This window comes from Mesorhizobium sp. YL-MeA3-2017 (assembly GCF_030814575.1).
Classification (GTDB): Bacteria; Pseudomonadota; Alphaproteobacteria; order Rhizobiales; family Rhizobiaceae; genus Mesorhizobium; species Mesorhizobium terrae.
In genome coordinates, this window is sequence record NZ_JAUSVH010000001.1 from 963,865 (window position 1) to 977,276 (window position 13,412).

The 13,412-nt window shown below is 62.6% G+C and carries 12 protein-coding genes and 1 tRNA gene; 2 read left to right on the top strand and 11 right to left on the bottom strand.

Annotated elements, in window-relative coordinates:
- Positions 1-28: 28 nt before the first annotated feature.
- From QFZ88_RS04505 to QFZ88_RS04515, 3 genes are read right to left on the bottom strand one after another with little or no spacing between them, the layout of a single operon-like run.
- Positions 29-1,876, bottom strand: coding sequence for a glycosyltransferase family 2 protein (locus QFZ88_RS04505; protein ID WP_024924537.1), 1,848 nt, complete (start codon positions 1,874-1,876; stop codon positions 29-31).
- A complete protein-coding gene (galE, locus tag QFZ88_RS04510) occupies positions 1,873-2,859 on the bottom strand; it encodes a UDP-glucose 4-epimerase GalE (protein WP_024924536.1) in 987 nt (328 codons plus the stop codon). Before galE ends, QFZ88_RS04505 begins: the two co-directional genes overlap by 4 nt.
- Positions 2,859-3,848 carry a UDP-glucuronic acid decarboxylase family protein gene (locus QFZ88_RS04515; protein ID WP_051504772.1) on the bottom strand — a complete coding sequence of 330 codons (990 nt, stop codon included), beginning with the start codon at positions 3,846-3,848 and terminating at the stop codon, positions 2,859-2,861. Before QFZ88_RS04515 ends, galE begins: the two co-directional genes overlap by 1 nt.
- Positions 3,849-4,170: 322 nt before the next feature.
- Between QFZ88_RS04515 and QFZ88_RS04520 the strand changes: the two genes are divergently transcribed.
- The gene (locus tag QFZ88_RS04520; RefSeq protein WP_244437887.1) at positions 4,171-5,460 is read left to right on the top strand and encodes a helix-turn-helix domain-containing protein; all 1,290 of its coding nucleotides are present in this window, start codon (positions 4,171-4,173) and stop codon (positions 5,458-5,460) included.
- A 91-nt stretch (positions 5,461-5,551) separates the two neighbouring features.
- Here the strand turns inward: QFZ88_RS04520 and QFZ88_RS04525 are convergent.
- The 4 genes from QFZ88_RS04525 to QFZ88_RS04540 all read right to left on the bottom strand — a co-directional run bounded on the left by QFZ88_RS04525 (position 5,552) and on the right by QFZ88_RS04540 (position 8,717).
- Positions 5,552-5,627: transfer RNA gene (locus QFZ88_RS04525), tRNA-Lys, on the bottom strand.
- A 136-nt stretch (positions 5,628-5,763) separates the two neighbouring features.
- Positions 5,764-6,672 (bottom strand): PhzF family phenazine biosynthesis protein, encoded by a 909-nt coding sequence (locus tag QFZ88_RS04530; protein ID WP_024924533.1) that lies wholly within the window; start codon positions 6,670-6,672, stop codon positions 5,764-5,766.
- Between the two features lie 219 nt (positions 6,673-6,891).
- Entirely contained in the window at positions 6,892-7,605 is a 714-nt protein-coding gene (locus QFZ88_RS04535) for an NUDIX hydrolase (RefSeq protein WP_024924532.1), read from the bottom strand.
- Between the two features lie 2 nt (positions 7,606-7,607).
- Complete coding sequence (locus QFZ88_RS04540) at positions 7,608-8,717, bottom strand: endonuclease/exonuclease/phosphatase family protein (RefSeq protein ID WP_024924531.1); 1,110 nt, start codon at positions 8,715-8,717, stop codon at positions 7,608-7,610.
- A gap of 189 nt (positions 8,718-8,906) precedes the next feature.
- Here QFZ88_RS04540 and QFZ88_RS04545 point away from each other — a divergent pair, with 189 nt between their 5' ends.
- A complete protein-coding gene (locus QFZ88_RS04545) occupies positions 8,907-9,452 on the top strand; it encodes a BA14K family protein (RefSeq protein WP_024924530.1) in 546 nt (181 codons plus the stop codon).
- 351 nt (positions 9,453-9,803) lie between these two features.
- On the opposite strand, the gene ilvC is transcribed toward QFZ88_RS04545, so the two are convergent.
- The 4 genes from ilvC to QFZ88_RS04565 form a co-directional block, all read right to left on the bottom strand.
- Positions 9,804-10,823, bottom strand: a complete 1,020-nt coding sequence (ilvC, locus tag QFZ88_RS04550) for a ketol-acid reductoisomerase (RefSeq protein WP_024924529.1) — start codon at positions 10,821-10,823, stop codon at positions 9,804-9,806.
- 24 nt (positions 10,824-10,847) lie between these two features.
- On the bottom strand, positions 10,848-11,537 hold the full coding sequence (locus QFZ88_RS04555) for a TetR/AcrR family transcriptional regulator (protein ID WP_373426369.1): 690 nt from the start codon (positions 11,535-11,537) through the stop codon (positions 10,848-10,850).
- 100 nt (positions 11,538-11,637) lie between these two features.
- Entirely contained in the window at positions 11,638-12,366 is a 729-nt protein-coding gene (locus QFZ88_RS04560; protein ID WP_024924527.1) for a GNAT family N-acetyltransferase, read from the bottom strand.
- 120 nt (positions 12,367-12,486) lie between these two features.
- A complete protein-coding gene (locus tag QFZ88_RS04565) occupies positions 12,487-13,398 on the bottom strand; it encodes a LysR family transcriptional regulator (RefSeq protein WP_024924526.1) in 912 nt (303 codons plus the stop codon).
- Positions 13,399-13,412: the final 14 nt, after the last annotated feature.

The following is a 13,412-nucleotide window of genomic DNA, read 5'->3' on the forward strand; positions in this document are numbered from 1 at the left end:
TCTATCGCCTTGCGGCGCCTCTGCTTGCTCAGTTCAGTTGATCCGATGACGTCGATTGCCAATGCGGGTTGAAAACGGTGGTGCGCAGCGCGGTTCGCCCAACGCCCGCCCCGGCCGCCGAATAGCGTTCGTCGAAAAGCTGTAGACGACCCGAACCCCAGACCAGCACCTCGATGCTCTCACGACCGTGCTCGGCCGTAGCGACGCCCGGCAGCACGATCATCGACAGGAGACCAGCCGCGATCGCGGGGCGATGGAAGCGACTGCCCGCCCGCACCCGGTTCTCGCGCTCGTGCCGGTACAGGATGACCAGGGTCAGCACCGTGTAGAGCAGGCTGTTGACGATGGCGAACAGGTAGAAGCCGCGGCTGGCGCCGGCGTCCTTCACCAGCAGAACCGGCAGGATCGAGGCCAGCGCGACCACCACGTAGGGCGCATAGACACGGAACGGCAACGGATCGACGTCGGAAGTGCCCTTCGGGGTGACGCGGAAATCGACAACCGTGCCGGTGAGCCAATCCCGCAAGGCGGCGATGCATCCGGCAAACGCCCAGGGCCAGCGCGCCAACAGGAACAGCGCGTTCTCCCAGCACAGGATCTTGCCGTCGATCGGACGGAAGCTGCGCGTCGCGCGCCAGCGATAGGATAGGCCGACCAGCAGCAGCGACAGCGGCATGAAATGCGTCAGGAAATCGGGATAGGTCACCGCGACGAAGTTTTCTCCGCGCAGCAGTGCGATGATCGGCGTCGCCACCAAAAGCAGCATGAAGGTGGCAAACAGCGGATACCAGACCTGCGAAAACAGGAACTGGAAGCGCAGCCGCAACGGCAGCCGCGGCACATAGGTCGGCGAATATTGCAGAAGCAGCATGACCAGGCTACGCGACCACTGGAATTCCTGCGTCACCAGATCGCCGAAGGTGCTGGGGCCATCGCCATGCGCGATGGCATCCAGCGCATGCACGCCGCGCCAGCCATGCGCGTTCATCATCAGCGTGGTCGAATGATCCTCGGCCAGTTCCGGTCCAAGACCGCCAATCTCCTTGAGCGCCCGCGTGCGCACCGCGTAGTGCGATCCGATGCAAAGGGGAGCGAAACCGCCATTGTAACCGGCCTGCAAGGCGCCGTGCATGCTTGCTTCCGCATAGAGGCGGCCGCGCGCCGACCAACTCTGGTTGGCATTGCTGTCACAGATGCTCGGTGCGGACACATAGCCAACCGCCGGATCGGCGAAGGGCCGCAACATGTGCCAGAGATAATCCGGTTCGGGCACGTGATCGGCGTCGAGCTGCGCGACGAAGTCGTAATAATAATAGCCGTAGTGATCATAGAAGAAGGCGAGATTGCCTTCCTTGCAGCGCGTGCGGCGCGGCCACGTTGGACGATGATAATCGCTGCGCCCACGGCGGGTCGAAACGTAGACGCTGTGACGGCGACACCAGTCGATGGTTTCGGACGACGGATCTTCGTCGGCCAGCCATGTATCGTGCGGCACTGTCTGTGCGAGCATGGCGCGCAGCGTCTGTGCGACCACCTGGAATGGCTCGGACGGCGCTTTGGTTACCACCATGGCGACACGGCTGCCCTGCGGTATCCGAAGCGGCCCGGTGGGCTTCCTGGCAAAAGCGAAGACGGCCATGAAGTATCCGGGGATCAGCGTGATCCAGGCCAGCTCGCAGGTGGTCAAGACCGTGCCGAACAGGCTGAAATGATGCACCGGCGCCAGCCACCAAACCCAGAAATAGGCCAAAGCCCCGAGCCAAAGCGCCACGCCGGCGAAATACTCCATCCGCCGCAGACCGGTCACGACCGGCACCATGAGCGGCTCGACCGTTGGCCAGCCTCGCAGATTGTCGTTGGCCAGGCGCGTCGTCATGGCTGCGCCTCCAGGCCGAAGAACCGGGCGGCCGTCCGCACGATCGTCTCAAGGTCCGAATATTGGGGTGAGAAACCGAGCGTGGCGCGGGCGAGGTGTGGGTCGGCGTAGAGAGCCGGTGGATCACCGGCGCGACGCGGATGGATGGCGATGGGGACGCTGTGCCCTGTGACCCGATCTATGGTCTCGAGGATTTCGAGAACCGACGACCCGTGGCCGGTACCGAGATTGACGGCGATGTTATCCCCGCCCCGCACCAGATGTTCGTAGGCGAGCACATGCGCCCAGGCGAGGTCGCTGACATGGATATAGTCGCGTACGCAGGTGCCGTCGGCGGTATCGTAGTCGTCGCCGAACACATCCAGCCGTTCGATGCGGCCGGCGGCGGCCAGCAATGCCCGCGGAATGAGATGGGTCTCGGGGTCATGCCATTCGCCCAATTCGCCTTCTGGGTCGGCCCCACAGGCGTTGAAATAGCGCAGCGCCACGTAGCGCAGGCCGAATGCCGCCGCATAGTCGGCCAGCATATGTTCGGCGATCAGCTTGGTCTTGCCGTAGGGGTTGATCGGAACCTGCGGCGTCGTCTCGGCGATCGGCAGCACGGCCGGCACGCCATAGGTGGCGCAGCTCGATGAGAAGATGATCTTGTCGACCCCCGCCTGCAGGCAGGCATCAAGGAGCGAGAGCGTACCCGCGACATTGTTGCGGTAATATTTCGACGGCTCCTTCACGGACTCGCCGACATAGGCCGAGGCGGCGAAATGGATGATCGCGGCCGGCTTCTGCTGGGTGATCGTGCGTGCCAGATGCACCGTGTCGAGCACGTCGCCATGGATGAACGGACCCCAGCGTACCGAGACACGATTGCCCGTTGCCAGGTTGTCGTAGACGATCGGTTCCAGCCCACGCGACCGCAGCAATTTGGCTGTGTGGCTGCCGATGTAACCGGCCCCGCCGGTAACAAGGATACGCTGGACCGACATCACGCCACCTCGGCAAGCTTGCGCCCCTTGGCTGAGAGAAGGCCGTCGAAATAGGCGATGGTCTGCTTCAGCCCGTCGGCGAGAGGCACATTCGGGTGCCAGCCAAGATCACGGGTGGCCTGCGAAATGTCGGGGCGCCGCTGGCGCGGATCGTCGGCCGGCAGCGGACGACGGACGATCTTCGAACGGGAGCCGGTCAAGTCGAGGACCAGTTCAGCGAGTTCACCGACGGTGAACTCTGCGGGGTTGCCGAGATTGACGGGTCCAGTCAGCGACGCCGGCGAGGCCATCATGCGCAGGAAGCCGTCGATCAGGTCGTCGACGAAGCAGAACGAGCGCGTCTGCGAGCCGTCGCCATAGACGGTGATGTCTTCGCCACGCAGCGCCTGGACGATGAAATTCGAAACCACGCGGCCATCGTCGGACCGCATGCGCGGCCCGTAGGTATTGAAGATGCGCACGACCTTGATTTCGACACCGTGCACCGCGTTGAAATCGTGAAACAGCGTTTCCGCGCAGCGCTTGCCCTCGTCGTAGCAGGAGCGCGACCCGAATGGATTGACGTTGCCCCAATAGGCCTCGACCTGCGGATGCACATTGGGGTCGCCATAGACCTCGGAGGTCGACGCCTGGAAGATACGCGCCCCGGACCGCGCGGCGAGCTCAAGAAGGTTCAATGAGCCGAGCACGCAGGTCTTGGTGGTGTGGATGGGATCTGCCTGGTAGTGCCGAGGCGAGGCTGGGCAGGCAAGATTGTAAATCTCGTCGACCTCGGCATCGAGCGGAGCAATGATGTCGTGGTGACGCGCTGTAAAAGCGCCCAGCAGCTTCAGATGTCCGATGTTTTCCGCTCTGCCCGTGGAAAAATTGTCGGCGCAGATCACGCTATGCCCCTCTCGCAAGAGGCGTTCGCACAAATGCGAACCAAGAAAACCTGCGCCGCCAGCAACGAGAATTGTCTTCAAGGATTCCGCGTGCCGTATCTGCAGACTGCCGCGCCGGGCTGATACAGCATTGGAGCGAAGATATGATGCTCGACTACGCACATACGCCTCCGAAAACTCTGCAACACCGTCAGGCAACGAACCGAAAACACAACGTTGCTTGAAACTTATCTCAACTCTCGTTGGACAACTCTGGAACTTTGTACTGAATGTTAACGATGTTAATTAGATTTCCGTTTCTTAATACTTACTCATATCCATGCTTGAGTGTCGTTATCTCAAAATCCGAGAAATTATCGCTCAGTACATATCTCCACTGCTGCAGGTGATGCGCGGAGACCTTTTTTGGGTGTATTTGATTTGAGCAATGTCTGCCGACCAACTACTCAGCGTTAATAATCTTGAGTGCAGGCGTAGACATTTCTTGACCATGCAACTTTTTAACCAGTCGCGACGTTTAATCGGCGAAGGGGGGCTTGGTGGAGGGCTCTGGATGAGTGATCATTCAGACCGACCGAACAGGCCAGACACGTCGCCCGGCGCGGAATCCGTACCCGGCGTCGAAAGGCGGCGTTGGCCACGCGAACCGGTCAATGGGGCAGTTGCTGATCGTGCTGCACCAACCGAACCCGCGCTGAAGCCGCTGCGATTTTCAACGCTGCCGCTGGCGATCGCAGATCAGTTTCCAGCGTGGCGCGCGCATCTTGACCCGATTGCCGAAGTTCTTCTGCCGGACGACGCCAGGCCCGAGAACGGCTTCAACGCCGAACATACGGCCTGGAATCTCGGCAAGATGTTGCTTGTCCAGCAGCGCGCGGCCGCTTACCGCTATGTGAGATCGGCGGCAAAACTGAAATCGAGTTCGATCGACCACTGGTATATCGGCATTCCCCGACGGGGCCACGCCTGGACGGAGGTTGACGGGCACGTGGTCGAAAGCACCTCGGGCACGGTAACATTCCGGTCTCTTGGCCATCCTTATCGCGGGCGTGTGACAGAGTCCGAAGTCATGCTCCTCTACATGCCCTATGACCTGTTCGCCGAACACGCGGGAATGCTCGTCGCAGCCAACAACTCGATCCTGAGCGGCAACTTCGCTACCCTGTTGATCGACTACATTGCCAGCGTCGAGGCCAGACTACCGACCCTGGTTGCCGACGACCTGCCGAAGATCGTGCACACGATCCGCGACATGCTCATCACCTGCCTTGCTTCATTGCCTTCGTCCGGCAAGGAACCGGTCGCGCAATCGATGCTCGGCGTGATGGAGCGGGTACACCGCCACGTCCACGACAATCTTCATTCGCACGATCTCAACCCGGATACCATTTCCAGAGCCGCCGGCATTTCGCGGACCCGTCTCTACCAGCTCTTCGAAGCGAGCGGCGGCGTGCTCAACTACATCCGCAAGAAGCGGCTGCAGGATGCCTATGCGACGTTGAGCGACCCGACCAACAGCAGTCGTATTCTGGATATCGCCGAAGACGCCGGCTTCGACGTCGCCGCCAATTTCACCCGTGCCTTCTCGCACGAATTCGGCCTCAGTCCGCGTGAAGTGCGCAAGGCAGCCGCCACCAACACGCCGCCTTTGGCCACCAAGAGCGATGGCGCGGCAACACCCACATTCGAAAGGTGGCTACGCGAACTGGGGCAGTGAACCGGTGCGCCGACAGGCCAGACCTGTCGGCCGCAGTTCGCCCTGCCGCGCGAAGGCAGGGCCGCAAACCAATGATAAATAAGAGAGAAAATGGTGGGTGTGCACAGGATCGAACTGTGGACCCGCTGATTAAGAGTCAGCTGCTCTACCAACTGAGCTACACACCCACGCCGCTGGAAAACCAGCGTCGGCGGGCATATAGCCGCCGCTTCCGCTCCTGTCCAGCCCTGTCCTGTCATTTCCCGACAAATCGATGATGTTCTTTTCCAATGCCCTTGGATTGCGCCTTTTGCGCGTGTCCGCTCACACCAGAAGCTTGCCCTCGGCGACCTTCACAGCCTGACCGCCGATGCGGGCGGACGCCAGCTTGCCGCCCGCAACGTCGAGCTCGAGGCGGATACGCGAGGGACGCCCCATCTCCAACCCCTGCTCGATCCAGTAACGCGCCATGCCGTCGCCAGGCCGGTCGAAATGCATGATCGCACCGGCGAAGGCCGCCGCTGCCGAACCGGTCGCCGGATCCTCATAGGAAGGGTTGCCCGGCACGATCATGCGCACATGGAAAGCGCTTTCCTGGTTCACCGTTTCGCGGCAGTAGACATAGGGGCTGGCGAAGGCCCAATCGCTTTTTTTCGGCGCAAGCTGCGCCCACATCTCGTTGTTGAGCCGCGCCTTGGCGGCGGCCTGCAAATTGGCGACCGGGATGGTCACATAGGGCACGCCGGCACTGAAAAAAGCGACGCGATGGTTCTCGAAGCCAATTTCATGCGGCCCAAGGCCAAGGGCTGCGCCGATCGCCTCGGGATCGGCCGTCAGTGTCAATTGCTCGGGCAGTTTGGCAAGATCGAACTCGGCGAAGGTCGCGCCGTCGCCGTGGCTGACCGCGCACCGAACAGGCCCGATGTTCTCCTCGAGTACGAAGATCGCATCGCCATTGCCCTCTGCAAGTTCTGCCAGGGCAATCGCGCTGCCGACGGTCGGATGACCGGCAAACGGCATCTCGTAGTCGGGTGTGAAAATGCGGACACGGGCGCGATGCCTCGGATTCTCCGGGGGCAGCACGAAGACCGATTCGGACAGATTGAACTCACGCGCGATGCGCTGCATCGCTTCGAGATCCAGCCCCTCGCAGTCGAGCACGACCGCAAGCGGATTGCCGGCCAGCCTGTCTCCGGTGAAGACGTCGTAGACGAGGTAGTTGCGTGGCGTCATGATCAGGTTCCTGCCCTCGCCCGGTTTTCAATCGCGAGCGAAAATTAATGTGAAATCCGACGCGGAGAATATCGGCACCAGCAACGTGTCGGGCCAGCATAGGGGTCCGCGCCGACCGGGATTGTCAAGCAGCCACGAGTGGAAACGGCATCCGCCATCGTGGCACCGCGCGTTCCAACGAACCGGCCATGTCGCATTGGACGCAGCCTGCAGCGTTGGTCAGCCGAAATGCCAGCGCGCAACGGCGGCCAGATGGTTCAGTGCTCCCTCCGGCAGGTTTTGTGCGGACCGAATGACCACCGGCCCTTCGATTTCGGGGTCTGCTTCGGAAGCAACGAAGGTCCTGATCCCGTCCGCGACGACATCGGCGTCGTCGGCCAGGAAGTAGCGCCGGAACAGCATCGTCGAGCCATTGATCGAATGGAGATGGTAAAGCGGCTCGTGGCGGACATCGCCAAGATCGAGCCCGGTCTCCTCCTTCACCTCGCGATGCATGTTGGCGGCGATGTCGGCGCGGTCCTGGACGAAGTCCACCGCTTCGAACGAACCGGCGGCGAAATAGATGCGGCCGGCATTGGCCGTATGCGGCCCCATGCGCACCGCCACCAACGCACCGTCGCGCGACACCAGGGCCGCCTGCGCGAAACAATGCTCGATATCGGGACTGCCCTTGTTCTTGCGCCAATAGAGCATCGTGGCGAAACGGACATTGTGGCAGCGGCCGACAAGCCTGCCCTGCCCGTCCAGCTTCAATTCCGAAAGCAACACCATGGCGCCATCGAACAGGCGCGGATTGGCCGCATGTTCCTGCCGCCAGTTCGCCTCGATAGCCGCGACGTTCTCCAATTCGAAGGGGTGAGGGCCGGGATCGAGCCGGACCTCGACCGCGGTCACCGGCACAATCTGATCGCGCGGCAGCTCGAACTTCGCCACGGTCAGACCAGATCCAGCGTCACCGCCACCGGGCAATGGTCCGAAGCTTTCGGGCGGTCCCAGCCGATGCGCGGAAACCGCGGCACTTCCTGGCCGGGCGGGAACGGCGTGCGCCACGGCTGGCCGTTGCGCACGATGTCGGGAATGGCCGCGTTTCGCGCCGCAAGCCCTTTCGACAACAGGATATAGTCGAGCTGGCAAAGATGCCGCTCCTGCGGACCGCGCGTGTGGTAGAGCGTCCACCGGTCCATTTCGGGACGCCGCTCGACGATGTTTTCGGCGAAACCGTCGGAAAGGAAGACGTTGAGGCAGGTGTTCGTCTCCACCACCGGCTCGAAGTGGAAGCCGGCATGGGCATCGCCGCCGATGAGGACACGTTGGCGATAATCGTTCATGTCGCCGCAGATCGCCCAGCGTTTGCCGGCGGCGTGATCCTTGCCGAAGCGCTGTTCGATGATGTGGCGCACCGCGCTTGCCTCGGCGATGCGCAGCGGCATGGTGGCGGCACGACCGTCGAGCCCGTTGCGCGGTGGCCCCATCGACTTGAAATGCACCAGATAAAGCGTGAGCGGCACACCGCCGACGGTCACGTCCACCTCCAGGCAGTCGCGGCGGAAGATACGTTCGCCGGGCTCATGCCCCATTGCGGCGAGATCGTCGTTGAACAGGCCGAACTGCTCGAAGGTCACATAGGCGTGGCTGGTCATGCGCACGAATTCGATCGGCTGGCCATGAGCCGTTTCGGTACGCATCATCAGCGCGACGTCGATGCCGCGCGAATCATTGCCTTCGGTCGTGTATTTCTGCCGGTAGCCCTCGCCCACCATCTTGAAGAGATAGCCGTATTCGAACGCTTTCAGCGCCTCGATATTGTCCACCTCCTGCAGGCAGACGATGTCGGCTCGGGTCGCGGCGATCGCCAAGGCTGTCAGCTGGCGCGTATCGTCGGAATGGGCGATCACGCGGGCTTGCTCGAGCAGCCTGTATTCGGCCTCGCTGCGGATATCGAAGAGGGCCAGCGTACGGTCCTCGTTCAATTGGTTGCGGTAGCCGGAGAAGTCGAACCTGTTCATCAGGTTCTCGACATTGAAAGTGGCGAGGCGCAGCGACATGGAATGAGGTTTGCCTGCAAGCCCGGCCAAAGACAAGACCTGATCCTGTTCGATAACGGGACGCGACAAGTCGTTTGGAATAGTTGATGAAACCAACCCGTTCATCGCTCGTTCATGCACCGAGGCCCATTGTCGCCGCCTCCCACGAAATCCAAGGGGCGCGGGGCCTGTGGTTCATTGGAGAGTGTTATGAAACGGCTCATCAACTTCCGCACCGGGCTCGTGACGCTCGGCCTGCTTGTCGGCCTTTCCGTGCCGGCATTTTCCGTTCCCATGCCCGCGCCGATAGCCCCGGCCGCGCCATCCGATATCCAGACGGTGCGCGACAGCTGGGCCGGCGGCAACGATCGTGGCAACGCCAGCCAAGAATGGCGCCGCAACTGGCGCGGCGATGGCTGGCGCGGCAACCGGCATTGGCGTGGCGATCGTGACTGGCGCGGCGACGGCTGGCGGGGCGACCGTCATTGGCGCCGCGGCTGGCGTGACGACGGCTGGCGCTACCGCCACCGCCCGCGCTGGGGCAATTCCGGCGTCTATTTCGGGCTCGGCCTGGGTTCCGGCATGCTCTATGACGATTATTACTACCGGCCCCGGCCGCGCATCTACCGCGCGCCGCGTGCGTCTGGCCATGTGCAGTGGTGTTATGCCCGTTATCGTTCGTACCGGGCTTGGGACAACACGTTCCAGCCGAACTACGGCCCTCGCCGGCAGTGCATCTCGCCCTACCGCTACTGAAGCGGTCATGTTCTGAACGACTGAGCCGGCGCGGCCCCCCGCCGCACCGGCTCTCGTACCGCCGCCGTAGCCCCCCGCGGGACCGGTCGAAACGGCACGGAACTATCGGCCCCGAGCCGACCGCAAAGTCGACACCGATGCCGCCGGGCGCAGGTCCATTTCCGGACGACCGCCCTCCCCATCGGGAGACATGCGACCTTTATGCCAATTTAGTCGTGCCGAATTGGCACATGAAAAAAGCCGGCGAAGCGATTCGCCGGCTTTGAGTTTTCTCGCTGAACATTACAGGAGGCTGTCATCGGCGCCCGCGAGCAAAGCCCGGGACGCGGGGAAGAAAGCCGTGAAGCCTGCTTAGTTCTTGGCCTTGTCGACCAGCTTGTTCTTCGAAATCCACGGCATCATGCCGCGCAGCTTCTCGCCGACCTGCTCGATCGGATGTTCGTCGTTGAGGCGGCGGGTCGCCTTGAAGCGGGCAGCACCCGAACGATATTCCTGCATCCATTCCGAGGTGAACTTGCCGGTCTGGATGTCGTTGAGCACGCGCTTCATCTCGGCCTTGGTCTCGGCGGTGATGATGCGCGGACCCGACACATATTCACCCCACTCGGCGGTGTTCGAGATCGAGTAGTTCATGTTGGCGATGCCGCCTTCATAGATCAGGTCGACGATCAGCTTCACTTCGTGCAGGCACTCGAAATAGGCCATTTCAGGCGCGTAGCCGGCTTCCACCAGCGTCTCGAAGCCGGCGCGGATGAGTTCGACCAGACCGCCGCACAGCACAACCTGCTCACCGAACAGATCGGTTTCGCATTCCTCGCGGAAATTGGTCTCGATGATGCCCGAGCGGCCGCCACCGACGCCGCAGGCGTAGGAGAGCGCCAGATCGTGGGCATTGCCCGAGGCATCCTGGTGCACCGCGATCAGGCACGGCACGCCGCCGCCCTTCTGGTATTCGCCGCGCACGGTGTGGCCCGGGCCCTTCGGCGCGATCATGACGACGTCAACCGTCGCCTTCGGCTCGATCAGGCCGAAATGCACGTTGAGGCCGTGAGCGAAAGCAATCGCGGCGCCGTCGCGGATGTTCGGGGCAATCTCGTTCTTGTAGATGTCGGCCTGCAGTTCGTCCGGCGTCGCCATCATCATGAGGTCGGCCCACTTGGCAGCCTCGGCAACGGTCATCACCTTGAGGCCGTCGGCCTCGACCTTCTTGGCGGTCGCCGAACCGGCCTTCAGGCCGATGACGAGTTCCTTGGCGCCGGAATCCTTCAGATTAAGCGCATGGGCGCGGCCCTGCGAACCGTAGCCGATGATGGCGACCTTCTTGCCCTTGATCAGATTGAGATCGGCGTCGCGATCGTAATAGACACGCATTTCTTCTTTCCTTCCCGTTTGAAGTCAGAGGCCTCTCGGCCCGGTTTTTGCCCCGTAAAGAGCGAGAAACTGCTGCGTTGCCCGGACGGCGTCGCCGCCGATCTCCGCCTCAGTCAAATCCAGTCTGTCGCCGAGCAGCAGGCGCACCTGCACGTCGCGGCCGACAAGTCCGAAGAAAGTACGGAACGCCGTTTCGGCGTCCGCGAAATCGAGAAGCCCCTTTTCGCGCCCGGCCTCCAGCAGCGGCTTCAGGCGTCTGGCCAGCGCGAAGCGACCGTTTTCGAGCACGATGCGGCCGAGATCGTCCTTGCCGGAGCCGGCATGGCCGACCGCGACACGGTTCAAGGCAATGGAGGTGTCGCTGGAAATGACGCGCAGCCAGTCGCGGGCAAAGCCTTCCAGGCTGGCGCTCAGCGAGGCAAGGTCAAGTCCCTCGCGATCGACGGTAGCCACCCGCACCTTCGACGCCTGCCATTGTACAGTGGCGGTGAGCAGCCCGTCGCGGTCACCGAACCATTTGTACAGCGTTTCCTTGGAACAGGAGGCGCGCCGCGCCACCGCCGTCATGGTCAGCGCATCGCCTTCCTCGACAAGGAGGCGCAAGACAGTGTCGAGCACATCCTTCTGGCGATCGGTCAAGGTTTCGGGTTGCGCCGGCCGCGCCTCCCCTCCACTTTGGTTGACAGCCTTTTCGGCAGTCGTTTCCATTGCCATCAGAACCGTACCGTACGTTACGGTTCTTTCGTAGTGGCGAACGCGGCGCTTTGCAAGCGGATTCGCCAGCGCCGTTCGAACCTGTCGAAAACAGCCCGCATCAGTCCGGGCTGTCGGGTGAAATCACCTCCCATGTTCCGAACAGGGTCAGGCCGGCGGTCTTGGCCAAGGCCACGGACGCCAGATTGTCGGTCTGGCAGCGGTATTGGGGTTCGTAGCCCTGCTCGCAGGCATACCGGCTGATCGCGCGCACGACCTTGCGGGCATGTCCTTTTCCCCGATATGAAGGCAAAGTCAGCACACCGGTATCGGCGATCGGCGCATCCTCCCAGGGATACATGCTGGCCGCGCAAACCAGGCGACCATCGTCGAAGGAACCGAACACCGCCCAGTGGTCGAGTTCCACATAGGCGTCGTCCAGATCCTGCTCGGAGGCCGAAGACTGGAACGCCGAAAAGATCGCGCCATCCTGATCCGTCAGCTGGCCTACACCGGCTTCCGGCTTCTCCTGCGTCAGGGCCTGCCTGGCGCCGTCGGAAAAATAGAACACGAAATCCGCGCCATTGAGGATCACACCCGCCTCGGCCAGTTTCCGGCGGAACGTCGCCTCCGTTAGGTCGTGCCCTGCCGCAAGGCCCAGCCTGTCGGCCATGGTAGGTGTCAGTACGGCTGCGCCTCGACCGTCGGTCGTCTTCAGCACCATGACCCGGCTGCCCTCTTCGAGCTCCGGATTGACGGCGATGGTGAAAGTCGTGTCTCCGTGGAAAAGAGCCGCGTTTGCGAACTGCGTTCTCCAGAATTCGGTGACGATGGGCGAAAACAGGGACATGGCTCTCAACTCAAGGCTACTCATTGATGGGGAGCCTTAGAGGCGGCGGATATGTCTCGCCAATCCGCCACCGGCCACCGCTGGAGAAAAAAGATTGACCCACGAAAGCGGCGACGGCCGCTACCGCACCTTCACGCGCTCGGTCAGGAAGTCGAGGAAGGCGCGCACACGCGCCGGCAGCACACCGCCTTGCCCGACATAGACGGCATGGATCGGCTCGACCTCGCCGGGGCTGTAGTCTTCGAGAAGCTGCACCAGCCGGCCGGTCGCGAGATCCTCTTCGAGCTGGAAGCGCGCCACGCGTGCGATGCCGACGCCCTCCACCGCCAGCCGGCGCATGGTGTCACCGTCACTGACCAGCACATTGCCTTGCGGAGCAACGCGCACCACTTGCCCGTTCTCGCCCAGGAAGGGCCAGCCCTCGACCAGCCTGGAAAAGCCGAAGCCGAGCAGATTGTGGCGGGCAAGATCGGCAGGCTCCCGTGGCGTGCCCATCTGATCGAGATAGGCGGGAGCGGCAACCACGATGGCGCGGCTTGCGCCCAGTTTGCGCGCGATCAGGCTGGAGTTGGCGAGCGGGCCGATGCGGATGGCGACATCGGCATGCTCCTGCAGCAGGTCCACCACGACGTCCGAGACGACGAGATCGAGAACGATCTCCGGATAGCGCGCCAGAAAATCCGGCAGGACCGGCGTCAGCACCCATTGCGAGAAGGCGACGTTGCAATTGACCCTGAGCCGACCGCGCGGAACCGCGCCGGCGGCGGCCTCGCGTTCGGCGCCGTCAACATCGGCCAGGATTTGCACGCAGCGGTCATAGAAAATGCTGCCTTCGGCCGTCAGCGCCAGCTTGCGCGTCGAGCGGTTGAACAGCCGCGTGCCGAGGCGGGTTTCCAGCCGCGTGATCAGCTTGCTGACGCCCGACGGCGACAATCGCAGCGCGCGTGCCGCCGGCGAAAAGCCGCACAGCTCGACCACGCGCACGAACACGTCCATCTCGCCCAGCCGGTTGGTGTCGATGCGGGTCGTCATATCTGTGAATTTAG

Coding starts and splice junctions, on each gene's coding strand:
- QFZ88_RS04505 (WP_024924537.1), bottom strand. CDS start 1,876: ATGACGACGCGCCTGGCCAACGACAATCTGCGAGGCTGGCCAACGGTC.
- galE (WP_024924536.1), bottom strand. CDS start 2,859: ATGTCGGTCCAGCGTATCCTTGTTACCGGCGGGGCCGGTTACATCGGC.
- QFZ88_RS04520 (WP_244437887.1), top strand. CDS start 4,171: ATGTCTGCCGACCAACTACTCAGCGTTAATAATCTTGAGTGCAGGCGT.
- QFZ88_RS04530 (WP_024924533.1), bottom strand. CDS start 6,672: ATGACGCCACGCAACTACCTCGTCTACGACGTCTTCACCGGAGACAGG.
- QFZ88_RS04540 (WP_024924531.1), bottom strand. CDS start 8,717: ATGTCGCTGCGCCTCGCCACTTTCAATGTCGAGAACCTGATGAACAGG.
- QFZ88_RS04545 (WP_024924530.1), top strand. CDS start 8,907: ATGAAACGGCTCATCAACTTCCGCACCGGGCTCGTGACGCTCGGCCTG.
- ilvC (WP_024924529.1), bottom strand. CDS start 10,823: ATGCGTGTCTATTACGATCGCGACGCCGATCTCAATCTGATCAAGGGC.
- QFZ88_RS04555 (WP_373426369.1), bottom strand. CDS start 11,537: ATGGCAATGGAAACGACTGCCGAAAAGGCTGTCAACCAAAGTGGAGGG.
- QFZ88_RS04560 (WP_024924527.1), bottom strand. CDS start 12,366: ATGTCCCTGTTTTCGCCCATCGTCACCGAATTCTGGAGAACGCAGTTC.
- QFZ88_RS04565 (WP_024924526.1), bottom strand. CDS start 13,398: ATGACGACCCGCATCGACACCAACCGGCTGGGCGAGATGGACGTGTTC.